The sequence below is a fragment of the Pseudomonas sp. LBUM1643 genome (assembly GCF_059716215.1).
Genome location: NZ_CP166813.1, coordinates 1,755,987 through 1,781,655, shown reverse-complemented (window position 1 = coordinate 1,781,655; position 25,669 = coordinate 1,755,987). Strand labels below are relative to the sequence as shown.

Sequence of the window (25,669 nt, the reverse complement as noted above, 5' to 3'; positions counted from 1 at the left end):
GGCTCGCTCCCACAGGGTTAAACGAGGTGACTGTTATTTAATCCAGTCAGCAACACGCTCCGGGTGTTTGGCAACCCAATCCTTCGCCGCTGCATCCGGCTTGGCGCCATCCTGAATCGCCAACATGACTTCGCCGATTTCGTCTTTCGACGCCCACTGGAAGTTCTTCAGGAACTTGGCCACTTCCGGTGCTTTGGTCGCCAGCTCTTTGCTGCCGATGCTGTTAACGGTTTCAGCTGCGCCATAAACGCCTTTCGGGTCGTCGAGGAAGCGCAGTTTCCACTTCGCGAACATCCAGTGCGGCACCCAACCGGTGACGGCAATGGATTCGTTTTTCTTCTCGGCACGGGTCAGCTCGGCAATCATGCCAGCGCCGGAACTGGCCTTGAGGGTGTAGTTGGTCAGTCCGTAATCCTTGATGGCCTGATCGGTCTTGAGCATCACGCCCGACCCTGCGTCGATGCCAACAATGCGACCTTTGAAGCTATCGTCGGTTTTCAGGTCCTCAATCGACTTGGCTTTGACGTATTCCGGCACGATCAAGCCGATTTTGGCGTCCTTGAAGTTCGGGCCGTAGTCGACGACCTGGTCCTTGTTCTTGGTCCAGTAGTCGCCGTGAGTCACCGGCAGCCACGCGGACAGCATGGCGTCGAGTTTGCCGGTTGCCACGCCCTGCCACATGATCCCGGTCGCCACCGCCTGGAGTTTCACGTCATAACCCAGCTTCTGCTTGATCACCTCGGCGGCCACATGCGTGGTCGCGACGCTGTCGGACCATCCGTCGACATAACCGATGCTCAGGGTTTTGCTCTCGGCATTGGCCATTGTGGAGCCAATCGCAAGCACCAGAGCGGCACCCGCGCCTAAAAGTCGTCGCATCTTCATCGTTACTTCCCCGAAAGTGCTGCGCTCGACGGATGCCGAGTCGCGTCAACGTATTGTTTTGGTGCGCCGTGCGCCCATCACGCTTCACTGCAAACTCGTTGGATCATCAGCGCGATGTCTCTATAAACGCGCTGATGCCTTGATCATCAACCTCACGACAACTGCGACCTTCTCTGCCAGCGACCTCAAGGCATCGAGAAACGACATCAGAACGCCATTAACCCTGACCGGGCAAAGCACACAGGCCGATCCGCCCGAACTTTGCATGTCAAAACCATGTACGCCACCAAGCGCGAGGCAAATGCAGGTAACATGCGCGGCTTTGCTCCCACACGGCCTGACCATGTCCGCGACTACCCGATTTCCTTTTTTTGCCTACCTGTTCGCTTGCCTGCTGGGGCTGTTTGCCTTGGGTGGTTTCTGGTACGGCCTGGGCAAACCCGTGATCCTGCCCGACGTGGCCAGCGCGACGCACAAGTTGCAATGCGCCTCCTACACCCCGTTCGACAAAGACCAGTCGCCGTTTGACGTGCCGTTCAAATTGCGCCCCGAGCGCATGGACGCGGACCTCGCGCTGCTGGCCACCCGATTTGAATGCATCCGCACATACTCGATGACCGGCCTCGAAGCCCTGCCCGATCTGGCGCGCAAACATGGTCTGAAGCTGATGATCGGTGCCTGGGTCAACAGCAACCCGGTGGACACCGAGAAAGAAGTGGACCTGCTGATCGCCTCGGCCAACGCCAACGCGGACGTGGTGACCTCGGTCATCGTCGGCAACGAAGCCTTGCTGCGTAAGGAAGTGACCGGTGCGCAACTGGCCAGGTTGATCAATAAAGTCAAAAGCCAGGTCAAACAGCCTGTCACTTACGCCGACGTCTGGGAGTTCTGGCTCAAGCACCCGGAAATCGCGCCGGCGGTGGACTTCCTGACGATTCACCTGCTGCCGTATTGGGAAGATGAACCTTCGAACATTGATGCAGCCCTCCAGCATGTCGCCGAAGTGCGACAAGTATTCGGCAACAAGTTCGCTCCAAAAGATGTAGTGATCGGCGAAACCGGTTGGCCGAGCGAAGGCCGTCAGCGCGAGACCGCATTGCCAAGCCGGGTCAACGAGGCGAAATTCATTCGGGGCTTCGTCGCGATGGCCGAACAACAAGGCTGGCATTACAACCTGATCGAGGCGTTTGACCAGCCGTGGAAACGCGCGAGTGAAGGCGCGGTGGGTGGTTACTGGGGACTGTTCGATGCAGATCGCCAGGACAAAGGCGTATTGGCGGGTCCGGTGTCGAATGTGCCGTACTGGTCGCAGTGGCTGGTTGTGGGCAGCTTGATCTTTCTGGGCACGCTGATCCTTGGCGGCCGCGTACGCAGCACTCGTGCAGCTCTGGTTCTACCGCTGCTCGGCGCGCTGGCCGCCTGCTCGATTGGCGCCTGGGGCGACCTGGCACGGGTCACTACACGGTTCACCAGTGAATGGTTGTGGGTCGGGTTGCTGACGGCGTTGAACTTACTGGTACTGGTCCATGCCGCGCTGACCTTGAGTGCCCGTACCGGCTGGCGTGATAGTGCGTTTAACGTGCTTGAACGCCGGGCGGGTTGGCTGGTTGCGTTCGCAGGCTTCGCGGCAGCGGTGACGATGCTGGAACTGGTCTTCGACCCGCGCTATCGCAGCTTCCCGAGCATGGCGTTCATCGTCCCGGCACTGGTCTACCTGTGCCGCCCGGTGAACGTGCCGCGCCGGGAGATTGCATTGCTGACCTTCATTGTGGGCGCTGGCATTGCGCCGCAGTTGTTTCGTGAAGGGCTGCAGAACCAGCAGGCCTGGGGTTGGGCGCTGGTGAGTGTGTTGATGGTGGCGGCGTTGTGGCGGTGTTTGCGGGTTCGCAGGGGTTGACGACAAGGCCAATCCCTTAATTATTTCGGTTTGGTCACACCCTTCTTATTAATGCTACTAGCGACTCTGTATGCATTAATTCTCCAGGGAATTGCAATACATGATCCAAAACTGCGTTGCCTAGATTCCTATCAGCCAGTTGAAATTCGGAAAGAGATTTAGGGTAATCCGCAGGGAAGTTATATTTTATGACCTCCGGAAATTGCTTTGCTTTAGCTATGCGCTGCAATTGCGCCGCTCTCGGTTCGTTTATAGCGATTGGTAATGCGGCGCGTTGATATTTTGCTCCCACATCATAAAAATTCAATTCATTCGCTTTTGCCATCGCCTCCTTTACCTGGGCGCTTTGTTTTTTGGGTACTGTCTTCGTTAGCCCCTGCCGGCCTGACTCGATCGTAGTCAACGGCCCATGCCCAGGCCGAGGCGATTTCGGTGCTTTATTCAAGCGACCTATCACGCTTTTTTTCATTGCGCTCAGGCCTTTTCCAATTTGCCGGGAGGCCGAATGTGCCGCAGATGTAAGTTGCGAAACTCCTCGAGCAAATAATGCAAACTCCCCCATCGGGTCCACCATGTTGACCGGATCCCAAGCGCAATACGCATAAGCATTCACCCCACCCTTCCCAAACGGACTCAAACTGTCCGGGCTGTTGAATCGCATCAACACCGGGTTAAACGCGCGATACCCGTTCCCCAGCAAATAATGCCCGGTGACCGGATCCCGTCGCTCACCATTGAAACCCAAAAGACTGCTCAGACCGCTTTCAGGTGATCGATGACCATAGGGAGCATAAACAGGCCGTTGATGCTCACCAACAGCAACCATATGCAACACCGAGCGTTGCAAATCAGTGGCGAGCAAAGCGCAGTCCACCCGCCCCGCCTCACGCTGTTGCTGCGCCATGAGCTGCGATTCGTGCTCGAACACCGAGTACCGCACCGACCCCTGGATCTCAGTACTCAGACGATTTTTCCGATAAAAGCGCTGAACACCGTCCTGATTCAAGGGCGCGCAATTCATCACCCGATCCAGCGGGTCGTATTGATAGCGGCAGAGCAACGTCTCTCGCTGAACAGTCATGGCGTTGCTCCGTTTCATATCCAGGGTTGGATAGCTAGATTCGGAGTTATCAGAAGGGCTGTCTACTATCAGAACTGTTAGGTAGAAGCTGCAACCTGACTATGTTAGATGGGACATTTGCCAACCTTACCGGCCTGCTCGCGAGCAGGCTCACTCCTACATTTTGACCGCGCCCGCCTGTTGGACACGGTCAAAATGTAGGAGTGAGCCTGCTCGCGATGACTGACTATTAAACAGTACGAGGCGCCCTGACCAACCGCAAAGCAGCAATCACCACCGCAAACACAGCCAGCGTCGTGTTGTATAAAGCCAACGCCGGGAACCCCAACACCAGCGCCAGCACCGCCAACCACCACCCTGCCCGCCCCGGCAGCAAGAAACCGATCACAGCCGCCGCGACCGCTGACCAGCCCAACACGTTGAAATGAATCATCAAGCCCAGGTTCGAACGAACCTGACACTCCCAACGATTCGCCTCATCCACGCAAAGCCCGACCCATTGCGCATCCTCCATGAAGCCATAACGCGCGCCATAACTGGCGGCCAGCCATATCGGCAGCAAAACAAGCAGCAAAATCACGGGCAGACGGCGAGACATGGAGCACTCCAATAGACGAAAACGGCGGCCAGCTTAATCCCCTCGCGGCTTTAAGCAAACGCGCGTAACAGATAACTAGTCATGAAACAGCCGCAAAGTGTATCGTCCAGCTTCTATTACCCGGAATTAAGCCAGTTTGGTGCCGATGCGTGGCACTTTGGCACCGAACCTGTGGTCATAGCCTGCGAACTTCATCCGGCACCTTCCTCTAAGGGATCTAGTCATGCTCCGTTCCTTGCGCTTCGCCGCCCTGTTTGGCGGCCTTATTTTGAGTGCGTCCGCACTGGCGGTCGACATCGACGCCGCCAGTTATGGCTACCCCTTGACCAACCCGTTCGAGGCGACCATTGCCACGACCCCACCGGACCTGCGTCCGGAGCTGCCGCTGGACGACGACATCAATCAGGAGGATCGCAGCATTACCCTGCGACCGGAGCGCGCCTTCGAACTGCCGGATAACTTCTGGGCGGTAAAAAAACTGACCTACCGTATCGCGACCCAGGATAAAGCGGCGCCGCTGATCTTCCTGATCGCCGGCACCGGTGCGCGCTATGACAGCAGCCTTAACGAGTACCTGAAGAAGCTCTACTACAAAGCGGGTTACCACGTCGTGCAGTTGTCGTCGCCGACAAGCTTCGACTTCATCAGCGCCGCTTCACGCTTCGCGACCCCGGGCATCACCAAGGAAGATGCCGAAGACATGTACCGGGTGATGCAAGCGGTTCGAGCACAAAACCCGAAAGTGCCGGTTACCGAGTATTACCTGACGGGCTACAGCCTCGGCGCACTGGATGCCGCGTTCGTCGCGCACCTGGACGAAACCCGTCGCAGCTTCAACTTCAAGAAAGTTCTGCTGCTCAACCCGCCGGTCAACCTCTACACCTCCATCACCAATCTGGACAAACTCGTTCAGACCGAGGTGAAGGGCATCAACAACAGCACGACGTTCTATGAACTGGTGTTGAACAAACTGACCCGCTACTTCCAGCAAAAAGGCTACATCGACCTCAACGATGCGCTGCTCTACGACTTCCAGCAGTCCAAACAGCACCTGACCAACGAACAGATGGCCATGCTGATCGGCACTTCGTTCCGTTTCTCGGCTGCCGATATTGCCTTTACCTCGGACCTGATCAACCGCCGCGGCCTGATCACCCCCCCGAAATACCCGATCACCGAAGGCACCAGCCTCACGCCATTCCTCAAGCGTGCGCTGCAGTGCGACTTCGATTGCTACATCACCGAACAGGTCATCCCGATGTGGCGCGCCCGCACTGACGGCGGCAGCCTGCTGCAACTGATCGACCAGGTCAGCTTGTATGCGCTCAAGGATTACCTGCGCGACAGCCCGAAAATCTCCGTCATGCACAACGCCGACGACGTCATCCTCGGCCCGGGCGACCTCGGTTTCCTGCGCAAGACCTTCGGCGACCGCCTGACCGTTTACCCATTGGGCGGCCATTGCGGCAACCTTAATTACCGCGTCAACAGCGACGCCATGCTGGAGTTCTTCCGTGGCTAAATATCTCCTGCTTATCGCAGCGTTACTCTGTGCAGGCGTCGCCAATGCCGACAACAGCAAAGCCAACGCCCCTGTCGTCGTCGACAGTGACGGCTTCAAGGAGCCGCTGAGCAAACTCACCTTCAACCCGGGGCTGGATCAGCGCGAGTTCGAACGCTCGACGCTCAACGCGCTGAACGTCTACGACCCGCTGGAAGAGTGGAACCGTCGCGTTTACCACTTCAACTACCGCTTTGACCAATGGGTGTTCCTGCCGGTCGTCGATGGCTATCGCTACATCACCCCGAGCTTCCTGCGCACCGGCGTCAGCAACTTCTTCAACAACATCGGCGATGTGCCGAACCTGTTGAACAGCCTGCTGCAGTTCAAAGGCAAGCGCTCGATGGAAACCACCGCACGTCTGCTACTCAACACCACCATCGGCATCGCAGGCCTTTGGGACCCTGCCACCGCCATGGGCCTGCCGCGCCAGAGTGAAGACTTCGGCCAGACGCTGGGCTTCTACGGCGTGCCGGGCGGCGCGTACTTCGTGCTGCCGATCCTCGGTCCTTCCAACATCCGTGACACCGGTGGCCTGGCCGTGGACTTCACTGCCGAGTCGGCGATCAACTTCCTGAACGTCTCGGAAGTCAGCTCGAACCATCCTGAAGTCTGGGTGCTGCGCGGCGTTGACCGCCGCTACCAGACCAGCTTCCGCTACGGTCAGCTGAACTCGCCATTCGAGTACGAGAAAGTGCGCTACGTGTACACCGAGTCGCGCAAGTTGCAGATCGCCGAATAAAACCGGCGGCAACAAAAAAAGGCCATTCGATGCGAATCGAATGGCCTTTTTCATGCAGTTAACAACACCACATATTCCCTGTAGGAGTGAGCCTGCTCGCGATAGCGATATGACATTCAACGTTAATGTTGACTGACACACCGCCTCGCGAGCAGGCTCACTCCTACAGGTTTAACTCTTCAGCGCCTTCCAGATCTTACTCACAGCCATCACGCCGGCCAATACCACCGCACCCGCCACAATCCCCGCCACGGCATTCAGCAACATCGGCACGATAAAACCAGCCCCGCCAGCACTTGCGCTGACGCTTTCGATCCAGTGATGAATCACCGGCACGCCATGAGTCAGAATCCCGCCGCCGACCAAAAACATCGCCGCCGTACCAATCACCGACAGGCTTTTCATCATGTAAGGCGCCGCGCGCAGAATGCCGTTGCCAATGCTTTTGGCCATCTGACCGGGCTTCTGGGTCAGCCACAGGCCGAGATCGTCAAGTTTGACGATGCCTGCCACCAGCCCATAGACACCCACCGTCATCACAATGGCAATGCCCGATAGCACGATGACCTGCTGGGTCAGCGAAGCGCCCGCCACGGTGCCCAGGGTAATGGCGATGATTTCCGCGGACAGAATGAAGTCGGTGCGAATGGCACCCTTGATCTTGTCCTTTTCGAACGCCACAAGATCGGTCGCCGGATCGGCTACGGCTTCAACCAGCTGTGCATGCTCGGCCTGATCCTCGGCCTTGCTGTGCAGGAATTTGTGCGCGAGTTTCTCGAAACCTTCAAAACACAGGTAAGCGCCACCGACCATCAACAACGGTGTGACCAGCCAGGGAATGAATGCACTGATGGCCAGCGCCGATGGCACCAGGATCAATTTGTTGAGAAACGACCCCTTGGCGACAGCCCAGACCACCGGAATTTCCCGCTCGGCCCGCACGCCGGACACTTGCTGGGCATTGAGCGCCAGGTCGTCACCGAGTACGCCAGCGGTCTTTTTGGCAGCCATTTTGGTCATCAACGCCACATCGTCGAGTACTGCGGCGATGTCGTCGATCAGCAACAGCAAACTGCTTCCTGCCATGAATGAGTTTTCCTTCGAAGAGTGAATGCTGCGCAGCATAGCCTGCCCACGACGCGGCGGGGCATTCTTGAGCGCCGCGCGAAGCCGGTGCTACCATGCGCAACCGCCAGCACAGGCAAGGAACCACCGGGTTTATGAGCACTATCCGCGAGCGCAACAAAGAACTGATCCTGCGTGCCGCCAGTGAAGAATTTGCCGACAAGGGCTTCGCTGCGACCAAAACCAGTGACATCGCCGCCAAGGCGGGATTGCCCAAGCCCAACGTCTACTACTACTTCAAATCCAAGGAAAACCTCTACCGCGAGGTCCTGGAAAGCATCATCGAGCCGATTCTGCAGGCCTCGACGCCATTCAACGCCGACGGTGTGCCCAGTGAAGTGCTGAGCGGCTACATCCGCTCGAAAATCCGCATCTCCCGCGACCTGCCTTTTGCCTCCAAGGTGTTCGCCAGCGAAATCATGCACGGTGCCCCACACTTAAGTGCGGATCTGGTCGAACAGCTCAACAGCCAGGCCAAGCACAACATTGACTGCATCCAGACCTGGATCGACCGCGGCCAGATCGCAACCATCGACCCCAATCACCTGATGTTCAGCATCTGGGCAGCAACCCAGACGTACGCCGACTTCGACTGGCAGATCACTGCCATTACCGGCAAGGCCAAGCTGGATGAAGAAGATTATGAAGCGGCAGCACAGACGATTATCCGGTTGGTGTTGAAGGGGTGTGAGCCGGACCATTAAGATTGCGGTGACTTTTTCGCTAGCAGGCTAGCTCCCACAGGGGATTTGTGAGCGCTATAGATCCCCTGTGGGAGCTAGCCTGCTAGCGATGAAGACAACTCGGTTTCAGCTCAAACCCAAATGGCATCCCACAGCGGATAGTCGCCAAGCTTCTCCACCAGTCCAGCCCGCAACGGGTTGGCCACGACATACCGAGCCACTTTTACCAAATCCTCCTCTCGCCGCAGAGCCCGGTCGTGAAAGCCTTTTTGCCAGAGAGCGATCTTGCGGCCAGTGAACCGGTTCACTGCCTGGGTGCTCAGTGATTTAGTCTTTTGCATCAGGTCGCCCAACGACCCCTGCTGTAACTCGACCAGCCAATGAAAGTGATCGGGCATAACGACCCAGGCTAATGAGTTAACGCAGCCTTGGTCTTGTGCCGCGCGAAACTGCGCGACGACCAATCTGCCCAAGATGAAATCCTTGAAAACAGGTTTTCTGGCGAGCGTGTTGGCGGTCAAAAGATAGATGCGGTTTGGCTCGGCAAATCGGCCAATGCGTAAGCGGTTTGAAGCGGGTAAATCCGGCATTCCTTTGCCCCTAGCATGATTAATTCATGAGGAAGGCTAGACCTGACATAACCCAAGGGCGGGGCAGACATTTAGCTGGATGTGTCTGATAGTCCGCCATCGCCAGCAGGCTGGCTCCCACAATTGATCTCTGTCACTCAGATATTTTCCTGTGGGAGCCAGCCTGCTGGCGATGGCGATAGATCAGTCACTACAAAATCAAGCACTCACCCCCGCATCCGCCCGCAACCCCAATGCCTCAATCGCATTGATCGCGCACTGTTCATCAACGTCCGACAAATCCCCGCTGATCCCCACCGCCCCCAGCACATTTCCGTCCTGATCCCGCACGAGCACACCACCCGGTGCCGGCACGACGCTGCCCTGCCCAAGGCTATTCAATGCCGCGATGAAGGCCGGTCGTTGCTGGGCGTCCAGTGCCAGCAGGCGAGAGCCTTTGCCCAGGGCGATGGCGCCCCACGCTTTGCCGATGGCTATTTGCGGGCGTAGCAGGCTGGCGCCGTCTTCGCGCTGCAGGGAGATAAGGTGGCCGCCGGCGTCCAGCACGGCGATGGTTAAAGGCGCTGCGTTGATTGCACGCGCAGCGGAGATGGCCTGACTGGTCAGGTTGATTGCAACTTTCAAGGTTAAAGCGCTCATGGTGCCGTCCTCATTTTGTTATAGGGAAAGCCAGTGGACTGCGCCGAAGTGCCGCAGTCCGATGCAACAAATAGAACACAATGAATTATTTTTTTGTATACAATAATTATCGAAAAGCGCGACATGCGACGAAAAGCCACAGCAGAACGGGCTTCCGACGAATGAAACACTCGCTTGAGAAAATGGATTGACCTGCGCCGTCCGCCGTGAATACACTCTGCGCAAAGCCACTTGTATACAATTACAAAACGTAAGAGGCACAAAACCATGAGCAAAATGAGAGCAATCGAAGCCGCCGTTCTGGTGATGCGCCGTGAAGGGGTTGATACCGCTTTTGGCATCCCCGGCGCCGCGATCAACCCGCTGTACTCCGCCCTGCAGAAGGTCGGTGGCATCGATCACGTCCTCGCTCGCCACGTTGAAGGCGCCTCGCACATGGCTGAGGGCTACACCCGCACCAAGGCTGGCAACATCGGCGTGTGCATCGGCACTTCCGGCCCTGCCGGTACGGACATGGTCACCGGGCTCTACAGCGCCTCGGCCGACTCGATCCCGATCCTCTGCATTACCGGGCAAGCACCTCGCGCCCGTATGCATAAGGAAGACTTCCAGGCCGTCGACATCACCGCAATCGTCAAACCTGTCACCAAGTGGTCGACCACCGTCATGGAGCCGGGCCAGGTGCCCTACGCGTTCCAGAAAGCCTTCTACGAAATGCGCTCCGGCCGTCCAGGCCCCGTGCTGATCGACCTGCCGTTCGACGTGCAGATGGCTGAAATCGAATTCGACATCGACGCCTACGAGCCACTGCCGCTGGCCAAGCCGACCGCGAATCGCGTGCAAATCGAGAAGGCCCTGGCCATGCTCGATCAAGCTGAGCGTCCATTGCTGGTTGCCGGTGGTGGCATCATCAATGCCGATGCGGCCGACCTGTTGGTCGAGTTCGCTGAACTGACCGGTATCCCGGTTATCCCGACCCTGATGGGCTGGGGCACTATCCCGGACGATCACCCGTTGATGGTGGGTATGGTGGGCCTGCAGACCTCGCATCGTTACGGCAACGCGACAATGCTCAAGTCCGATCTGGTGCTGGGCGTCGGCAACCGTTGGGCCAACCGCCACACCGGTTCGATTGACGTTTACACCGAAGGCCGCAAATTCATTCACGTCGACATCGAACCCACCCAGATCGGCCGCGTGTTCACCCCGGACCTGGGCATCGTTTCCGACGCCGCTGCCGCGCTGACCGTGTTCATCGAAGTTGCTCGCGAGTGGCAAGCTGCCGGCAAACTGAAAAACCGCAGCGCCTGGCTGCAAGATTGCCAACAGCGTAAAGCCAGCCTGCACCGCAAGACTCACTTCGATAACGTACCGGTCAAGCCGCAACGCGTTTACGAAGAGATGAACCAGGTGTTCGGCAAAGACACCTGCTACGTCAGCACCATTGGTCTGTCGCAGATTGCCGGCGCACAGTTCCTGCACGTCTATAAGCCTCGCCACTGGATCAACTGCGGCCAGGCCGGCCCGCTGGGCTGGACCATCCCGGCCGCGCTGGGCGTGGTCAAGGCAGATCCGACCCGCAAGGTCGTGGCGCTGTCGGGCGACTATGATTTCCAGTTCATGATCGAAGAATTGGCCGTGGGCGCGCAGTTCAAGCTGCCGTACATTCATGTTGTGGTAAACAACTCGTACCTGGGGCTGATTCGTCAGGCGCAGCGCGGTTTCGATATGGACTACTGCGTGCAGCTGTCCTTCGATAACCTGAACGCTCCGGAACTCAACGGTTACGGTGTCGACCACGTCGCAGTGGCCGAAGGTCTGGGCTGCAAGGCACTGCGTGTGTTCGAACCTGATCAGATCCAGCCTGCCCTGCGCAAGGCTCAGGAACTGATCGAAGAGTTCAAGGTGCCCGTCATCGTCGAGATTATTCTGGAGCGCGTGACCAACATTTCCATGGGCACCGAGATCAACGCCGTCAACGAATTCGAAGACCTGGCGCTGGTCGGCAACGACGCACCGACTGCGATTTCGTTGTTGGATTAAGAACGACCTTGTACCTGTAGCAGCTGCCGAGGCACGAGGCTGCGTTGCGTGTCCGCAGGACCGCCGTCGGGGGCCGCTTCGCAGCCCAACGCAGCCTCGTACCTCGACAGCTGCTACAGGGAACTGAACTTACAGGAGACCACCATGCCGCGTTTCGCAGCCAACCTGTCCATGCTGTTCACCGAACAGGATTTCCTTGCCCGTTTCGAAGCTGCCGCCAAGGCTGGTTTCAGTGGTGTCGAGTACCTGTTTCCTTACGATTTCAGCTCGGCTGAAATCAAAGCCACTCTCGACGCCAATGGCCTGACCCAAGTGCTGTTCAACTTGCCGGCCGGTGACTGGGCCAAGGGCGAACGCGGCATCGCGTGCCTGCCGGATCGGGTGGAAGAATTCCGCGCCGGTGTCGACCTGGCCATCGCCTACGCGCAAGTGTTGGGCAACACCCAGATCAACTGCCTGGCCGGTATTCGTCCACAAGGTGTCGACGACGCCACGGTCGAAAAAACCTTTGTCACCAACCTCAAGTACGCAGCCGACAAGCTGCAGGCGGCGGGCATCAAACTGGTGATGGAGGCGATCAACACCCGCGACATCCCGGGGTTCTACCTGAACAACACGGCGCAAGCCCTGTCGATTCGCGAACAGGTCGGCAGTGCCAATCTGTTCCTGCAATATGACATCTATCACATGCAAATCATGGAGGGCGACCTGGCCCGCACCATGGCTGCGCACCTGGGCGAGATCAACCATATCCAGTTGGCCGATAACCCGGGACGCAACGAACCTGGCACCGGTGAAATCAATTACCGCTTCCTGTTCGAACACCTGGACCGCATCGGTTATCAGGGATGGGTCGGCTGTGAATACAAACCGCTGACCACCACTGAAGCCGGCCTGGGCTGGCTCAAAACCCACAACGCGATCTGAGATTGATGTCGGGCCCTTGTGGTGAGGGGATTCATCCCCGTTCGGCTGCGCAGCAGTCGTGAAACCTATAAATGCGGTCTGACTGAATCGCCGAAAAAGAAGGGCCGCTTCGCTGCCCAACGGGGATAAATCCCCTCGCCACAAAGCTCACCGACTCAGGGTCGGGAGCAAGACAATAAGAGGAATTTCTCATGGCTAAAATCGGATTTATCGGCACTGGCATCATGGGCCACCCAATGGCGTTGAACCTGCAGAAAGCCGGTCACAGCCTGTTCCTGTCGCAACACCACGACGCTGCGCCCGCCGACCTGATCGCCGCTGGCGCCGTCGCCCTGGCGAACCCGAAAGAAGTCGCTCAGGAAGCTGAATTCATCATTGTCATGGTGCCGGACACCCCGCAGGTCGACGACGTGCTGTTCCGCGCTGACGGCATCGCCGCCGGTGTTGGCAAAGGCAAAGTCGTGATCGACATGAGCTCGATCTCGCCCACCGCCACCAAAGCCTTCGCTGCGAAAATCAACGAAAAAGGCGCCCAGTACCTCGACGCGCCGGTGTCCGGCGGTGAAGTCGGCGCCAAAGCCGCGACCCTGAGCATCATGGTCGGCGGCGATGCCGATGCCTTTGAACGCGTACTGCCGCTGTTCCAGGCCATGGGCAAGAACATCACCCTGGTCGGTGGCAATGGCGACGGTCAAACCGCGAAAGTGGCTAACCAGATCATCGTTGCACTGAACATCCAGGCCGTCGCCGAAGCCCTGTTGTTCGCGTCGAAAAACGGTGCCGATCCAGCCAAGGTGCGTGAAGCGCTGATGGGCGGTTTCGCCTCGTCGAAAATCCTCGAAGTGCACGGCGAGCGCATGATCAAAGGCACCTTTGATCCGGGCTTCCGCATCAGCCTGCACCAGAAAGACCTGAACCTGGCCCTGGCCGGTGCTCGCGAGTTGGGCATCAACCTGCCGAACACCGCTAACACCCAGCAAGTGTTCAGCACCTGCGCGGCCATCGGCGGCAGCAACTGGGATCACTCGGCGCTGATCAAAGGTCTGGAACACATGGCGAATTTCTCGATTCGCGATAAATAAGCCCTGCCTGAACCTGTAGGAGCTAGCCTGCTAGCGATGAAATCAACGCGGTGTGTCTGGTAGACCTCAGCGCCTGAATCGCCAGCAGGCTGGCTCCCACAAGGATCAGAGCTGCTCCACCTCCAAAAACAAGAATTCCGGGAGCTCGCCATGTCGATCGATCCGCAACAATTTCTTCGCGACCTGTTCGCTACCGCCATCGACGCGGCCCATCCTCAACAAGTCCTCGAAGCTCACTTGCCCACTGATCGCAGCGGGCGGGTGATCGTCATTGGCGCCGGCAAAGCTGCCGCCGCCATGGCCCAAGTCGTCGAGCGTTGCTGGCAGGGTGAAGTCAGCGGCCTGGTCGTTACCCGCTACGGCCACGGCGCCCCGTGCGAAAAAATCGAAGTGGTCGAAGCTGCCCACCCGGTGCCTGACGCTGCCGGTCTGGCCGTCGCCAAGCGCGTACTGGAACTGGTCAGCAACCTGACCGAAGACGACCGCGTGATCTTCCTGCTGTCAGGCGGTGGTTCTGCATTGCTGGCCCTGCCAGCGGCCGGGATTACCCTCGCCGACAAACAGTCGATCAACAAAGCCCTGCTCAAATCCGGCGCCACCATCGGCGAGATGAATTGCGTGCGCAAGCACCTCTCGGCGATCAAAGGTGGCCGTCTTGGCAAGGCCTGCTGGCCTGCCACTGTTTATACCTATGCGATTTCCGATGTGCCGGGCGACCTCGCCACGGTCATCGCCTCCGGCCCGACCGTGGCCGACCCAAGCACCTCCGCCGAAGCGCTGGCAATCCTCAAGCGCTATGGCATCGACGTCCCGGCATCCGTACGCGACTGGCTGAACAGCCCGGAATCGGAAACCGTCAAACCGGGCGATCCAAGCCTGGCACGCAGTCATTTCCAGCTGATCGCCCGGCCCCAGCAGTCGCTTGAAGCGGCAGCGGTGAAAGCACGTCAGGCCGGTTTCAGCCCGCTGATCCTCGGCGACCTGGAAGGCGAGTCCCGGGAAGTGGCCAAGGTTCACGCCGGCATCGCGCGCCAAGTGGTGCTGCATGGTCAACCGCTGCCAGCACCGTGCGTGATCCTTTCCGGTGGTGAAACCACCGTGACCGTGCGCGGCAATGGCCGTGGCGGACGCAACGCCGAGTTCCTGCTGAGCCTGACCGACAGCCTCAAAGGCTTGCCCGGCGTCTACGCCCTGGCCGGTGATACCGACGGCATCGACGGTTCCGAAGACAATGCCGGCGCCATCATGACCCCCGACAGCTACGCCCGCGCCGCCGCGCTGGGTCTGAGCGCCAGCGATGAGCTGGACAACAACAATGGCTACGGCTACTTCGAGGCACTCGACGCCCTGATCGTTACCGAGCCGACCCGCACCAACGTCAATGACTTCCGCGCCATCCTGATTCTCGAGAGCCCTAAAAATGACGCCTGACAAAAAGGTCAAAATTCTCGCCACCCTCGGCCCGGCCACCGATGGCATCGACGACATCCGTGAGCTGGTCGAGGCCGGGGTCAACATTTTCCGTCTGAATTTCAGCCACGGCGATCACGCGGATCATGCGCAGCGTTATCAGTGGATTCGTGAAGTCGAACGCCAGCTGAACTACCCGCTGGGCATTCTGATGGACCTGCAAGGCCCGAAACTGCGGGTCGGCAAGTTCGCCGAGGGCAAAGTGCAACTGGTGCGTGGCCAGGCATTGCGCTTGGACCTGGACCCGACACCGGGTGATCAGCGCCGCGTTAACCTGCCCCACCCGGAAATCATCGCCGCGCTGGAGCCGGGCATGGACCTGCTGCTCGATGACGGCAAGCTGCGCCTGCGGGTGGTCACCAAATACGCCGACGCCATCGATACCACCGTGCTGAACGGCGGTGAGCTGTCGGACCGCAAAGGCGTGAATGTGCCGCAGGCGGTGCTGGAACTGAGCCCGCTGACCGCCAAAGATCGTCGCGACTTGAGCTTCGGCCTGGAACTGGGCGTGGACTGGGTGGCGCTGTCGTTTGTGCAACGTCCGGAAGACATTCGCGAAGCCCGCACATTGATCGGCGACAAAGCGTTTCTGATGGCCAAGATCGAGAAGCCATCGGCGGTCACTCAATTGCGCGAAATCGCTGAGCTGAGCGACGCGATCATGGTGGCGCGCGGCGATCTTGGCGTTGAAGTGCCTGCCGAAAGCGTGCCGCAGATTCAGAAGAACATCATCACCATCTGCCGTCAGCTCGGCAAACCGGTGGTCGTGGCGACGCAGATGCTCGAATCGATGCGCTTCTCCCCTGCCCCGACCCGCGCCGAGGTGACCGATGTTGCCAACGCCGTGGCTGAAGGGGCTGACGCGGTGATGCTGTCGGCGGAAACTGCGTCCGGCGAGTACCCGCTGGAAGCCGTGCAGATGATGAGCAAGATCATCCGCCAGGTGGAAAACGGCCCGGACTACCAGACTCAATTGGACGTGAGTCGGCCGAAAGCCGAGGCCACCGCTTCCGATGCGATCAGCTGTGCGATTCGTCGTATCAGCAACGTGTTGCCGGTGGCGGTGCTGGTGAATTACAGCGAGTCAGGGACGTCCAGTTTGCGTGCGGCGCGCGAGCGTCCGACGGTGCCGATTCTCAACCTCACACCGAACCTGCAGGCCGCGCGCCGCTTGACCGTGGCGTGGGGCGTGCACTCGGTAGTCAATGACCGGCTGCGCCAGGTGGATGAAGTGTGCTCGACGGCACTGGAGATCGCGCAAGCGCAGGGCATGGCTCAGCGTGGCGATACGCTGTTGATCACCGCGGGTGTGCCCTTTGGGCAACCTGGGTCGACTAACTCGTTGCGTATCGAGACGTTGATCTAGAACGCCTATATTGGCCTCATCGCCAGCAGGCTGGCTCCCACATTGGTTTTGTGTCGATCACATAATCAAGACTGAACGCAGATTCAGTGTGGGAGCCAGCCTGCTGGCGATTCAGGCGCCACATTCCCCTGACACACAATAAAAATGCCTGCCAACCACTTCAACACCCACTGCCCCGACTGGGCGACTGCCCTGCTCAACGGATTCAGTCAGATCTTCCTCCAGCGTCATCCGCTGTGCGGTCTGCTGTGCCTGTTGGCCATTCTCTTTACCGCGCCAACCCTGCTCGGCGGTGCGCTGCTGGGTGGCGTCGCCGGATTGCTCACCGCGCAACGTCGCGGTTACGCCAAGGCCGATCGCCAGGCCGGGCTGTTCAGCTACAACGGTGTCCTGCTCGGTTTACTACTGAGCCTGTATTTCCCCTGGTCAGCGCTGTTACCCCCGCTGATCATCGCAGCGGGTGGATTGAGTGCAATGCTGACTCAGCAATGGCTCAAACGCGTGCGCTTCAGCCAATACGTGCCGGCCTATACGGCGCCCTTCGTGGGCCTGGGCTGGTTGCTGCTGTGTTTCGCCACGCCCTCGACCACCGCGCACCTGATCGAAGTCAACACGCAGAACATGCTCGCCGCTCCGTTCAAAGGCCTCGGCCAGGTGATGTTCCTCGGTCATCCACTGGCCGGGGCGATGATTGCGACAGGTTTGCTGATCGCTGATCGCCGCGCGTTCTGCTGGGCGTTGCTGGCGTCTGTCGCGGGCATGGGCTGGAGCCTGCTGCATCACGACTTCTACACCGCTTTGATCGGCCTCGGTGGCTACAACGCCGTGCTCGCCGCCCTCGCCTTCAGCTCGCAGCGCGAAAAGCCCTGGTTGCCACTGGCCGGTATCGCCACGGCGCTGTTGCTCACGCCGGTATTTGCCACCCTCGGTCTGCCCACGCTGACCGCGCCGTTCATCCTCGCATGCTGGCTGATCCGCTCAGTTGTCCAAATACGCAGCAAGACCTCTGTTGCCCGTACGCCTTGCACTCTGGAGGAGAATCAACCTAGGCTTCGCTGATCATTGGTTCAGGCGGTATCCATGGACAGCAGCAGAAACTGGCGTGAAGAGCTTTACGTCATGGTTTTCCAGAGCGACACCAAGGCGGGACGGCGCTTCGACGGCATTTTGCTGTTGATCATCCTTGCCAGCATTGTGATTGTGATGCTCGACAGCATCGACTCGATCCACCAGAACTACGCCAACGTGCTGGCGTATATCGAGTGGGGCTTCACAATAATTTTCGCCATTGAGTATGGCTTGCGGTTGTATTGCTCACCCAAACCGTTGCGCTATGCCTTCAGCTTTTACGGGTTGGTGGATTTGCTGGCAATCGTGCCCGGCATCCTCGCGCTGTACTACGCCGACGCGCAGTACCTGCTGATCATCCGGATCATTCGGATGCTGCGGATTTTCCGCGTTCTCAAGCTCAGCCCCTACCTCAAGCAAGCCAACTACCTGATGTCGGCGCTGCGCGGCAGCAAGCAGAAGATCGTGGTGTTCCTGGTCAGCGTGTGCACGCTGGTGACCGTGTTCGGCACACTGATGTACGTAATCGAAGGCCCGGAGCACGGCTTCACCAGTATCCCAAAAGGCATCTATTGGGCCATCGTGACGCTGACCACCGTGGGCTTTGGCGATATCGTGCCGAAGACGCCCTTGGGCCAAGTGATTTCGTCACTGGTGATGATCACCGGTTACTCGATCATCGCCGTGCCGACGGGGATTTTCACCGCCGAACTGGCCAACGCCATGCGCGGTGAACAGCTGCAACACGACTGCCCGGTGTGCAAGAAAAACAGCCACGAGGCGGGCGCGGCGTTCTGCTCGCGGTGCGGCAATCAACTGTTCAAGAAAATGGAATAAGCAAAGAGCTTTTTAATCTTTAAAGGACTATGCGGCTGCCGTTATAGTCGCTGGCAAAACGGTGGCAACACCTATGTTAATGACTCATAAATAACCTGTAGGAGCTGCCGAAGGCTGCGATCTTTTGATCTTGTTTCTCAGCGATCCAATTGGATCAAAATCAAAAGATCGCAGCCTGCGGCAGCTCCTACAAAAAAAATATTTATAGAACAAGGAATGCGCAGTGAAAAAAATCTTTGGCGCCTCACTTCTGGCCGCTGGCCTGGCACTGACCAGCATGGCTCAGGCCGCACCGACCCTGCTTAACGTTTCCTACGACGTGATGCGCGATTTCTACAAGGACTACAACACTGCTTTCCAGAAACACTGGCAGGCCGAGCACAACGAAAACATCACCCTGCAGATGTCATTCGGCGGCTCCAGCAAACAGGCACGCTCGGTCATCGACGGCCTGCCGGCTGACGTCATCACCATGAACATGGCCACCGACATCAATGCCCTCGCCGACAACGGCAAACTGGTCCCGGACAACTGGGTCACCCGCCTGCCGAACAACAGCGCACCGTTCACCTCGGCCACCGTGTTCATCGTCCGCAAGGGCAACCCGAAAGCCCTGAAAGACTGGCCGGACCTGCTCAAGGATGGCGTGCAAGTCATCGTGCCAAACCCGAAAACCTCGGGTAACGGGCGCTACACCTACCTCTCGGCCTGGGGCTACGTGCTGAAAAACGGCGGCGACGAGAGCAAAGCCAAAGACTTCGTCGGCAAGCTCTTCAAGCAAGCGCCTGTGCTGGACACCGGCGGCCGTGCAGCCACCACTACCTTCATGACCAACCAGATCGGCGACGTGCTGGTGACCTTCGAAAACGAAGCGGAAATGATTGCCCGCGAGTTCGGTCGCGATCAGTTTGAAGTCATCTACCCAAGCGTCTCTGCCGAAGCCGAGCCGCCCGTGTCGGTGGTCGACAAAGTCGTCGACAAGAAAGGCACCCGCGCCGCCGCCGAGGAATACCTGAAATACCTGTGGTCGCCGCAAGGCCAGGAAATTGCCGCGGCCAACTACCTGCGCCCGCGTGACCCGGCCGTGCTGGCCAAGTACACCGATCGCTTCCCGAAAGTGGACTTCCTTTCGGTAGAGAAGACCTTCGGTGACTGGCGCACCGTGCAGAAAACTCACTTCAATGACGGTGGGGTTTTTGATCAGATCTACAGCGGTCAGTAATCGCTGATGCGGTAACGAAAAGGCGACCAGAGAAGGTCGCCTTTTTTGTGGGTTTGTCTCGTCCTCAATAACCCGGCACCTGCAGGAGCTGTGTAGGAGCTGTCGAGTGAAACGAGGCTGCGATCTTTTGATCTTGTTTTAAAGAAAAGATCAAAAGATCGCAGCCTCGTTTCACTCGACAGCTCCTACAAGGGGTTGAGGTTCTGCTCCAATTCGCTGGTGCGCCAGGCGTTAGGGTAAACCTGTTTCAGGACTCAGTTCACGGCGCCATCAAGGAACAACCGCCTCAACCTCAATCTCGATCAGCCATTCTGGCAATGAAAGCCCACTGACGATGATCCACGAAGATGCAGGTGGATTGGCCGCAAACCGCTCCAGCAATACGCGGGTGATCTGATCCTGTTCATTTCGCGCAGATTCGGCGATGTAGATCCGCATCATGACCACATGAGACAGGTCTCCACCGATCTCAGCCAGGATGCTTTCGATATTCTCAAAGGCTTTCACCGTTTGCTCGTAAAGGCCTCCCGCCACGATACGCTCCTGCTCATCGACACCCACCTGACCCGACAACAGCACGCGACGACCACTGCCCGACTCTACAGCCTGACTGAAACCATATTGAAGCGAATTGAAGACGGTCGACGGGTTGATCGTTGATATCGGCATGGAAAACTCCCTGTTCGTTTAGCGAATCGGGGGAACCTAAACCAACCCCATCGCGAGATCTACCCCGAACCCACCGACCGCAATATCTGGAAATGTTAGACCTGCGTCCCGCGATTTTTGTGGTGAGAGGATTTAGCCCCTCTCCACGCGGTTTAGCGGATTATTCCCGAGGATCGATGTTATCCAGCGCTCGATTCACTGCCAGTTCGGCCAGCATGATGACCTGCGCAATCCCCAGCAGTGCATTGCGGTAGGGCCCCTGTAGAAACCCCGCCAGATCACTGGCCATGACATTCGCCGAGGCCAGGGATTCGCAGGCGTGGGCGAGCAAGGTTTCGGTGTCGATATCGGGCGCGATCATGAACATCGTGTTGGGTTTATAGGGGGTATCGGCGTTTTTGCGGGCGGAGGACTTGAGGTAATCCTCAAGGGTTTCATGGGGAGTCGCGCAATTGCCTGAAGCGTCGGGGGCAGTGCTTTCGCGGTCTGATTCCGGGGGGTTGGGGGTTGGTTTGAACATGGTGATGCTCCTTGATTAGTGGAGCCGCCACGGTTCGCTGCGAAACGAAGGGAGGTGGCAGCTGTACGCAGGTTCGCAGACCGGGAATCAAGGAACCCGGCAGACCCGAAGATCTCCCGCGCACAGCCGCCATAACGCAATGCAGTAGGCGAAGAAAAAGCGCCAACTGAACGAAACGGTGGCGCTGAGCGCCTTGATTGACCCGAGCTGCGAAACCCGATCACTGATGAGCAGTGACGGAAAGCAAACTACGGAAGGCGTCCAAGGCGCACAAGCCGGCGGATTCTGAAGTAGTTGTAGGCAACGACGCAAGGTGACGTAGCCTCCTGCCTACACGCAAATGATGCGGTGTTTGTCAGACCGCCTTCGCGGGCAGGCGTGGAAATGTAGAAATGAACGCGGGGACCTGTAGGAGCTGTCGAGTGAAACGAGGCTGCGATCTTTTGATCTTGCTCTAAAAACAACATCAAAAGATCGCAGCCTCGTTTCACTCGACAGCTCCTACAGATTTCCTACAGAGTGAAATGCAAAGTTTCTACCCTGCAGGGGTGGCCTACATCGGCGGTGTGACGCCGTCCTTGCCGGCCGAGATCGATTGAGCCGTTAGCGTGCCATCAGCGCTTTGGGTGACGAAGGTCACGATCTTCACCCCCACTTTCAGCAGGCTTCGATCCCCGGGTACCAGGTTTACGATCGGCACGTCCTCGGGCACCAGAATCTTCTGTTGGCCGCCCTTGTAGTTAACGGTCAACACCCGGCCATTGCTGACCACCAAATCACCCACACTGCCGTTGGTCATGCTGCTGCCCTTGACCAGATCGAACGACCGATGACCGTCGCCGCTGCCCGCCAGTTCCGGCGGGAAGACGTGGACTTCCAGCGCCTTGAGGGTGCCGTCTTCCTGCGGCACGGCCGCCGAGCCGATGTAACTGCCGGGTTTGATGTCTTCGATATTGGCCAACGTGACGGCACGCACCTTGGTGTCCTTGCTCAGGTTGATCACCACGTTTTCGCCACTGTTCACGTGGACTTTCAACACGTCGGGACTGACGCCCGTGATCTCGCCGCGCACGCCAATACGCATTCCCGGTGCATCCTCAGCCTGGGCAAGACCCGCGGTGAACAGGGCAATCATCGCAAAAGCTGACACACCGCGGATCAGGTGACGGAACATTGCGTTCATGGCAGCGCCTCCGGTTATTGAATCGGGAAGAGAGAAGATAAGCACGCTATCGAACAGGATGTAAGTGAATGTATCATCAAGCCTCGAAATCAATCCGCAACTGGGCAGCACTCATTCCGCAAGGGAATGATCACTATTAGTCCAACCACTCTTTCGCCGTTTCAGCCTGCAGCCTAGCCTGCATGCAGTCCCCTATTGTTCAGCGAGACACGTTATGAACCCAGCAACCTCAGTGCCCACCGGCACGGCGACAATGACCCGAGGCATGGTGCTGCTTTTCGCCTTTTGCTGCGGCGCGATTGTGGCCAACATCTACTACGCCCAGCCGATCATCGGCCTGATCGCACCGGACATCGGCCTGACCAGCACCATGGCCAGCCTGATTGTTTCGCTGACCCAGATTGGTTACGCGTTAGGTCTGTTCTTCCTCGTCCCGCTGGGCGATCTGCTGGAAAACCGCCGCCTGATGATCATCACCACACTGGTGGCGATTGCCAGTTTGCTGGGCGCAGCGTTTACGGATCAGCCGAACGTGTTCCTGTTGATTTCACTGCTGGTGGGGTTCAGTTCGGTGTCGGTACAGATCCTGATTCCACTGGCGGCGCACCTGGCGCCGGAAGAAACCCGCGGACGGGTGGTCGGCGGGATCATGGGCGGTTTGTTGCTAGGAATTTTGCTGGCGCGACCAGTGTCCAGCGTGGTGGCTGATCACTTCGGCTGGCGGGCGATGTTCGTGATTGCGGCGGTGTTGATGGCGGCGATCAGCCTTGTGCTGGCCCTGACCATCCCCAAGCGTGAGCCTGATCACAGCGCTACTTATGGTCAGCTGCTGGGCTCGCTCTGGACTCTGCTGCGTACACAACCGGTGCTGCGTCAACGTGCTTTCTACCAGGGCTGCATGTTCGCAACCTTCAGCCTGTTCTGGACCGCCGTGCCGCTGGAACTGGCGCGCAATCACGGTTTGTCGCAAACCCAGATTGCGATTTTTGCCCTGGTCGGGGCCATCGGCGCCATCGCGGCCCCGATCGCCGGAAGGCTGGCCGACGCGGGTCATACCCGTATCGCCTCTCTGCTGGCGCTGGTGTTCGCCAGCCTGAGCTTTCTTCCAGCCTTCATCCACCCGGTCTACAGCGTCATCGGCCTGGCGGTGACGGGCGTGGTGCTCGACTTCTGTGTGCAGATGAACATGGTGCTTGGCCAACGTGCGGTCTATGCGCTCGACGCCAAGAGCCGCAGTCGCCTGAATGCGCTGTACATGACCAGCATCTTTATTGGCGGCGCGTTCGGCTCTTCGGTGGCCAGTGCGGTGTACGAGCATGGCGGCTGGTTGTGGATCGTGATTGTCGGCAGCGCATTTCCGCTGTTGGCGCTGTTGCGGTTCTTGAGTGTTCCCCGCAAGGAATCACTGGCGGCGGCGTAAAAGAAACATCGCGGGCAAACCGATCTGTGCACCGATCGCTCCTGCAGCATCCCGGCTGCCCGCGAATGATAAATACCTGACACCCTTCAGTAGCGAACCAGCTTCTCCATCGCGGCATCTGCCAGAAAGGAAGAGCGGCTTTTGATATTGTGCTCTCGCACATACCGGTCGATCCGCTGGATGACATAACCGGGTAACGTCACGTTGACTTTCTCGGTCTTGCCCATGTACGGCGAGATATCCAGCTCCAGCATTCCCCACCCCATGTCGGCATAGTCTGGATTGCCACGGTGCGCAGCTGCTGAAGTTGGCATGGGAATCGCCTCCCCGCCTCCTGCAATCTCCTGCAGCATGATGTGGGCAATCTCGACAGCCGCGTTGTAGGCATCTTCAAAACTATCCCCGGCGGTGACGGCGCCGGGAATATCGGGGATCTGGATGCCGATGGCAGTGTTCTCGTCGCCCCACTCAATACAGATTGGATATTGCATTATGGAACTCCTGCGTTGCTGACGGCCGGGTACTGAAGGTCGGCGCGCTTCCTGATGCTTTTGACCGTCCCGACCGGCAAATCCTTTTTCGGGTGGGGGACGGGAATCGTGTTCGGGTTGTAACGGTGAGTGAAAACATGATGGCTGCCAGTAAGACGATCAAGCACCCAACCCGCCGCCTCCAACTCCTTTATCAATAACCTGCTCTGCACCGCTCGCCTCCTTGCCACGCCCAAATAAAAGTAACCCTAGAGTTATCTTTACTCAAGCACAAAAATCCGGATGACGACGCTCGGTTGTTTTACCGCGTGTGATTGGATAGCAATCCCGCATGACACTCAAGGATCGCGCAGGGGCTGAATGAGAGGGTGAAACCTTCAGGATTTAGCAAGACGATGATTTACCGGTGCAATCGATCAATGCAGCTCAGCAAGCGTTCGACCGTATGCTCCAGCACTCCGGAATTGTCGATCACGCACAACGCCGGATCGTGCTCTACGAGCAGTTGTTCACTGAAACGCGCATTGCGTGCCAATCGTGCGTCAATCTCGTCGACCGATTCACGTCCCCGTGCCAGCAAGCGCTGACGCAGCACGGCTTGGTCCACGGTTAGTAACAGCACCAGCAGGTTCGGATAACGCAGGCGCGTCGCCGGTAAATGACCGCGGGAGCCATTGACCAGCACGTCGTGGCCCGCCGCCAGCCAATCGTCGATGTCCCGTGGAATGCCGTACGCCAGGCCATTGGCGCGCCAGCTGAGGGCAAATCCACCCCGCGCCTCAAGCGCCATGAACTCTTCCACGCTGACGCCTAGCGCCGCCTCCCCCACGGCTTCCGCCGAGCGGGTGATGACGCGCCGCACAATGCGACAGCTTCGCTCGGCCAAAGGCGCTCGTGCGGCATCCAGCAGGCTGTCCTTGCCCGAACCTGAAGGTCCGATGAGATAGATCATCCTGCCCGCCATCAAAACACCCTCTTCGTTTGTGGCGAGGGGATTTATCCCCGTTCGGCTGCGAAGCAGTCGTAAAACCAACGAACGCGGTGTACTCGATACACCTCGGTAGCAGCTTTTTGGGGTTGCTTCGCAACCCAACGGGGATAAATCCCCTCGCCACGAACTATGCGCACCGCTTTTGCATTTGTATTACTGTCCGAATTGCCGTCCCAAACCACCCGGCACGCCATGGATGTCCGTGTCTTCCCATGGCCCATTCGGGCTGATCGAGCGGCTCCAGCCGTTGTTCCACCGATAGTAAGTGCGCTGGCGATAGAACGTGTTGGTCTGATCATCCAGCACATAGACGCCTAGCTTGGCATCCCAATGACTGTTGCCCCCCGGTGGCGGCGCGAAGCTTGCGGACGTTCGCGGCAACGGTTTGGCGGGCTTGGCCGGAATGCTCGGCTTGCTCGGCGCTGGCGACGTCGAGGGCGTCGGGCGGGGCTGCGAGGGCGGGATCGGTGGCAGCGGCGTTTGCGTTGGCTCCGGCCGCTGGACCGCACATGCGCTTAACCCCATGACCATGGTGATGAGGGTGATACGAGCGATGGCGATCATAGGCGCTTCCTTTGT

The 25,669-nt window shown here is 58.5% G+C and carries 26 protein-coding genes; 13 read left to right on the top strand and 13 right to left on the bottom strand.

All coding sequences use genetic code 11. The features are described 5' to 3' along the window. Positions 1–33: 33 nt before the first annotated feature. Positions 34–885, bottom strand: a complete 852-nt coding sequence (locus ACA063_RS08020) for a glycine betaine ABC transporter substrate-binding protein (RefSeq protein ID WP_162436050.1) — start codon at positions 883–885, stop codon at positions 34–36. Positions 886–1,186: 301 nt separating this feature from the next. Between ACA063_RS08020 and ACA063_RS08015 the strand changes: the two genes are divergently transcribed. Continuing rightward, complete coding sequence (locus ACA063_RS08015; protein ID WP_497665423.1) at positions 1,187–2,782, top strand: glycoside hydrolase family 17 protein; 1,596 nt, start codon at positions 1,187–1,189, stop codon at positions 2,780–2,782. A 34-nt stretch (positions 2,783–2,816) separates the two neighbouring features. On the opposite strand, the gene ACA063_RS08010 is transcribed toward ACA063_RS08015, so the two are convergent. Then, entirely contained in the window at positions 2,817–3,863 is a 1,047-nt protein-coding gene (locus ACA063_RS08010) for an RHS repeat-associated core domain-containing protein (protein WP_497665422.1), read from the bottom strand. 229 nt (positions 3,864–4,092) lie between these two features. Next, positions 4,093–4,461 carry a hypothetical protein gene (locus ACA063_RS08005; protein WP_497665421.1) on the bottom strand — a complete coding sequence of 123 codons (369 nt, stop codon included), beginning with the start codon at positions 4,459–4,461 and terminating at the stop codon, positions 4,093–4,095. A 223-nt stretch (positions 4,462–4,684) separates the two neighbouring features. Between ACA063_RS08005 and ACA063_RS08000 the strand changes: the two genes are divergently transcribed. Together ACA063_RS08000 and ACA063_RS07995 are read left to right on the top strand one after the other, a co-directional pair. After that, positions 4,685–5,983, top strand: coding sequence for a serine/threonine protein kinase (locus ACA063_RS08000; RefSeq protein WP_162436046.1), 1,299 nt, complete (start codon positions 4,685–4,687; stop codon positions 5,981–5,983). Beyond that, positions 5,976–6,764, top strand: a complete 789-nt coding sequence (locus ACA063_RS07995) for an MlaA family lipoprotein (RefSeq protein WP_497665420.1) — start codon at positions 5,976–5,978, stop codon at positions 6,762–6,764. The genes ACA063_RS08000 and ACA063_RS07995 overlap by 8 nt, the downstream gene beginning before the upstream one ends. Before the next feature lie 171 nt (positions 6,765–6,935). On the opposite strand, the gene ACA063_RS07990 is transcribed toward ACA063_RS07995, so the two are convergent. Further along, entirely contained in the window at positions 6,936–7,850 is a 915-nt protein-coding gene (locus ACA063_RS07990; RefSeq protein ID WP_497665419.1) for a DUF808 domain-containing protein, read from the bottom strand. Between the two features lie 134 nt (positions 7,851–7,984). On the opposite strand from ACA063_RS07990, the gene ACA063_RS07985 reads away from it, so the two are divergent. Further along, positions 7,985–8,593 (top strand): TetR/AcrR family transcriptional regulator, encoded by a 609-nt coding sequence (locus tag ACA063_RS07985; RefSeq protein ID WP_497665418.1) that lies wholly within the window; start codon positions 7,985–7,987, stop codon positions 8,591–8,593. A gap of 110 nt (positions 8,594–8,703) precedes the next feature. On the opposite strand, the gene ACA063_RS07980 is transcribed toward ACA063_RS07985, so the two are convergent. Beyond that, complete coding sequence (locus tag ACA063_RS07980; protein WP_497665417.1) at positions 8,704–9,162, bottom strand: REP-associated tyrosine transposase; 459 nt, start codon at positions 9,160–9,162, stop codon at positions 8,704–8,706. Positions 9,163–9,360: 198 nt separating this feature from the next. Further along, a complete protein-coding gene (locus ACA063_RS07975; protein WP_497665416.1) occupies positions 9,361–9,801 on the bottom strand; it encodes a GlcG/HbpS family heme-binding protein in 441 nt (146 codons plus the stop codon). A 267-nt stretch (positions 9,802–10,068) separates the two neighbouring features. Here ACA063_RS07975 and gcl point away from each other — a divergent pair, with 267 nt between their 5' ends. The 8 genes from gcl (at position 10,069) to ACA063_RS07935 (ending at position 19,816) form a co-directional block, all read left to right on the top strand. Next, the gene (gene gcl, locus ACA063_RS07970; RefSeq protein WP_194690636.1) at positions 10,069–11,844 is read left to right on the top strand and encodes a glyoxylate carboligase; all 1,776 of its coding nucleotides are present in this window, start codon (positions 10,069–10,071) and stop codon (positions 11,842–11,844) included. 144 nt (positions 11,845–11,988) lie between these two features. After that, positions 11,989–12,771, top strand: coding sequence for a hydroxypyruvate isomerase (hyi, locus tag ACA063_RS07965; RefSeq protein ID WP_194690637.1), 783 nt, complete (start codon positions 11,989–11,991; stop codon positions 12,769–12,771). Positions 12,772–12,962: 191 nt separating this feature from the next. Beyond that, positions 12,963–13,853 carry a 2-hydroxy-3-oxopropionate reductase gene (locus ACA063_RS07960; protein ID WP_162435957.1) on the top strand — a complete coding sequence of 297 codons (891 nt, stop codon included), beginning with the start codon at positions 12,963–12,965 and terminating at the stop codon, positions 13,851–13,853. Positions 13,854–14,003: 150 nt separating this feature from the next. Next, positions 14,004–15,284: a glycerate kinase type-2 family protein gene (locus tag ACA063_RS07955; protein ID WP_497665415.1), complete on the top strand. Its 1,281-nt coding sequence runs from the start codon at positions 14,004–14,006 to the stop codon at positions 15,282–15,284. Continuing rightward, on the top strand, positions 15,274–16,689 hold the full coding sequence (gene pyk, locus ACA063_RS07950) for a pyruvate kinase (RefSeq protein ID WP_497665414.1): 1,416 nt from the start codon (positions 15,274–15,276) through the stop codon (positions 16,687–16,689). The genes ACA063_RS07955 and pyk overlap by 11 nt, the downstream gene beginning before the upstream one ends. Positions 16,690–16,833: 144 nt before the next feature. Further along, entirely contained in the window at positions 16,834–17,748 is a 915-nt protein-coding gene (locus ACA063_RS07945) for an urea transporter (protein ID WP_497665413.1), read from the top strand. Between the two features lie 21 nt (positions 17,749–17,769). Further along, the gene (locus tag ACA063_RS07940; RefSeq protein ID WP_162435953.1) at positions 17,770–18,594 is read left to right on the top strand and encodes an ion transporter; all 825 of its coding nucleotides are present in this window, start codon (positions 17,770–17,772) and stop codon (positions 18,592–18,594) included. 223 nt (positions 18,595–18,817) lie between these two features. Then, complete coding sequence (locus ACA063_RS07935; RefSeq protein ID WP_497665412.1) at positions 18,818–19,816, top strand: sulfate ABC transporter substrate-binding protein; 999 nt, start codon at positions 18,818–18,820, stop codon at positions 19,814–19,816. A gap of 270 nt (positions 19,817–20,086) precedes the next feature. Here the strand turns inward: ACA063_RS07935 and ACA063_RS07930 are convergent, their stop codons facing one another. The 3 genes from ACA063_RS07930 to ACA063_RS07920 form a co-directional block, all read right to left on the bottom strand. Further along, positions 20,087–20,485, bottom strand: coding sequence for a RidA family protein (locus ACA063_RS07930; RefSeq protein ID WP_497665411.1), 399 nt, complete (start codon positions 20,483–20,485; stop codon positions 20,087–20,089). Positions 20,486–20,645: 160 nt separating this feature from the next. Beyond that, positions 20,646–21,005, bottom strand: a complete 360-nt coding sequence (locus tag ACA063_RS07925) for a DUF6124 family protein (RefSeq protein ID WP_497665410.1) — start codon at positions 21,003–21,005, stop codon at positions 20,646–20,648. 553 nt (positions 21,006–21,558) lie between these two features. After that, positions 21,559–22,188, bottom strand: a complete 630-nt coding sequence (locus ACA063_RS07920; RefSeq protein ID WP_497665409.1) for a hypothetical protein — start codon at positions 22,186–22,188, stop codon at positions 21,559–21,561. Positions 22,189–22,402: 214 nt separating this feature from the next. Here ACA063_RS07920 and ACA063_RS07915 point away from each other — a divergent pair, with 214 nt between their 5' ends. Next, positions 22,403–23,608, top strand: a complete 1,206-nt coding sequence (locus ACA063_RS07915; protein ID WP_497665408.1) for an MFS transporter — start codon at positions 22,403–22,405, stop codon at positions 23,606–23,608. Positions 23,609–23,694: 86 nt separating this feature from the next. On the opposite strand, the gene ACA063_RS07910 is transcribed toward ACA063_RS07915, so the two are convergent. The 4 genes from ACA063_RS07910 to ACA063_RS07895 form a co-directional block, all read right to left on the bottom strand. After that, the gene (locus ACA063_RS07910) at positions 23,695–24,099 is read right to left on the bottom strand and encodes a type II toxin-antitoxin system HicB family antitoxin (RefSeq protein ID WP_497665407.1); all 405 of its coding nucleotides are present in this window, start codon (positions 24,097–24,099) and stop codon (positions 23,695–23,697) included. After that, positions 24,099–24,311, bottom strand: a complete 213-nt coding sequence (locus ACA063_RS07905) for a type II toxin-antitoxin system HicA family toxin (protein ID WP_497665406.1) — start codon at positions 24,309–24,311, stop codon at positions 24,099–24,101. Before ACA063_RS07905 ends, ACA063_RS07910 begins: the two co-directional genes overlap by 1 nt. 188 nt (positions 24,312–24,499) lie before the next feature. Next, positions 24,500–25,063 carry a phosphonate metabolism protein/1,5-bisphosphokinase (PRPP-forming) PhnN gene (gene phnN / locus ACA063_RS07900; protein WP_497665405.1) on the bottom strand — a complete coding sequence of 188 codons (564 nt, stop codon included), beginning with the start codon at positions 25,061–25,063 and terminating at the stop codon, positions 24,500–24,502. Between the two features lie 180 nt (positions 25,064–25,243). Then, on the bottom strand, positions 25,244–25,654 hold the full coding sequence (locus ACA063_RS07895) for a hypothetical protein (protein WP_497665404.1): 411 nt from the start codon (positions 25,652–25,654) through the stop codon (positions 25,244–25,246). Positions 25,655–25,669: the final 15 nt, after the last annotated feature.

What these genes read in the sequence shown, in the direction of transcription:
- ACA063_RS08020 (WP_162436050.1), bottom strand. Translation starts at nt 885, where the DNA reads ATGAAGATGCGACGACTTTTAGGCGCGGGTGCCGCTCTGGTGCTTGCG.
- ACA063_RS08015 (WP_497665423.1), top strand. Translation starts at nt 1,187, where the DNA reads ATGCAGGTAACATGCGCGGCTTTGCTCCCACACGGCCTGACCATGTCC.
- ACA063_RS08010 (WP_497665422.1), bottom strand. Translation starts at nt 3,863, where the DNA reads ATGACTGTTCAGCGAGAGACGTTGCTCTGCCGCTATCAATACGACCCG.
- ACA063_RS08005 (WP_497665421.1), bottom strand. Translation starts at nt 4,461, where the DNA reads ATGTCTCGCCGTCTGCCCGTGATTTTGCTGCTTGTTTTGCTGCCGATA.
- ACA063_RS08000 (WP_162436046.1), top strand. Translation starts at nt 4,685, where the DNA reads ATGCTCCGTTCCTTGCGCTTCGCCGCCCTGTTTGGCGGCCTTATTTTG.
- ACA063_RS07990 (WP_497665419.1), bottom strand. Translation starts at nt 7,850, where the DNA reads ATGGCAGGAAGCAGTTTGCTGTTGCTGATCGACGACATCGCCGCAGTA.
- ACA063_RS07985 (WP_497665418.1), top strand. Translation starts at nt 7,985, where the DNA reads ATGAGCACTATCCGCGAGCGCAACAAAGAACTGATCCTGCGTGCCGCC.
- ACA063_RS07980 (WP_497665417.1), bottom strand. Translation starts at nt 9,162, where the DNA reads ATGCCGGATTTACCCGCTTCAAACCGCTTACGCATTGGCCGATTTGCC.
- ACA063_RS07975 (WP_497665416.1), bottom strand. Translation starts at nt 9,801, where the DNA reads ATGAGCGCTTTAACCTTGAAAGTTGCAATCAACCTGACCAGTCAGGCC.
- gcl (WP_194690636.1), top strand. Translation starts at nt 10,069, where the DNA reads ATGAGCAAAATGAGAGCAATCGAAGCCGCCGTTCTGGTGATGCGCCGT.
- hyi (WP_194690637.1), top strand. Translation starts at nt 11,989, where the DNA reads ATGCCGCGTTTCGCAGCCAACCTGTCCATGCTGTTCACCGAACAGGAT.
- ACA063_RS07960 (WP_162435957.1), top strand. Translation starts at nt 12,963, where the DNA reads ATGGCTAAAATCGGATTTATCGGCACTGGCATCATGGGCCACCCAATG.
- ACA063_RS07955 (WP_497665415.1), top strand. Translation starts at nt 14,004, where the DNA reads ATGTCGATCGATCCGCAACAATTTCTTCGCGACCTGTTCGCTACCGCC.
- pyk (WP_497665414.1), top strand. Translation starts at nt 15,274, where the DNA reads ATGACGCCTGACAAAAAGGTCAAAATTCTCGCCACCCTCGGCCCGGCC.
- ACA063_RS07945 (WP_497665413.1), top strand. Translation starts at nt 16,834, where the DNA reads ATGCCTGCCAACCACTTCAACACCCACTGCCCCGACTGGGCGACTGCC.
- ACA063_RS07940 (WP_162435953.1), top strand. Translation starts at nt 17,770, where the DNA reads ATGGACAGCAGCAGAAACTGGCGTGAAGAGCTTTACGTCATGGTTTTC.
- ACA063_RS07930 (WP_497665411.1), bottom strand. Translation starts at nt 20,485, where the DNA reads ATGCCGATATCAACGATCAACCCGTCGACCGTCTTCAATTCGCTTCAA.
- ACA063_RS07925 (WP_497665410.1), bottom strand. Translation starts at nt 21,005, where the DNA reads ATGTTCAAACCAACCCCCAACCCCCCGGAATCAGACCGCGAAAGCACT.
- ACA063_RS07920 (WP_497665409.1), bottom strand. Translation starts at nt 22,188, where the DNA reads ATGAACGCAATGTTCCGTCACCTGATCCGCGGTGTGTCAGCTTTTGCG.
- ACA063_RS07915 (WP_497665408.1), top strand. Translation starts at nt 22,403, where the DNA reads ATGAACCCAGCAACCTCAGTGCCCACCGGCACGGCGACAATGACCCGA.
- ACA063_RS07910 (WP_497665407.1), bottom strand. Translation starts at nt 24,099, where the DNA reads ATGCAATATCCAATCTGTATTGAGTGGGGCGACGAGAACACTGCCATC.
- phnN (WP_497665405.1), bottom strand. Translation starts at nt 25,063, where the DNA reads ATGGCGGGCAGGATGATCTATCTCATCGGACCTTCAGGTTCGGGCAAG.
- ACA063_RS07895 (WP_497665404.1), bottom strand. Translation starts at nt 25,654, where the DNA reads ATGATCGCCATCGCTCGTATCACCCTCATCACCATGGTCATGGGGTTA.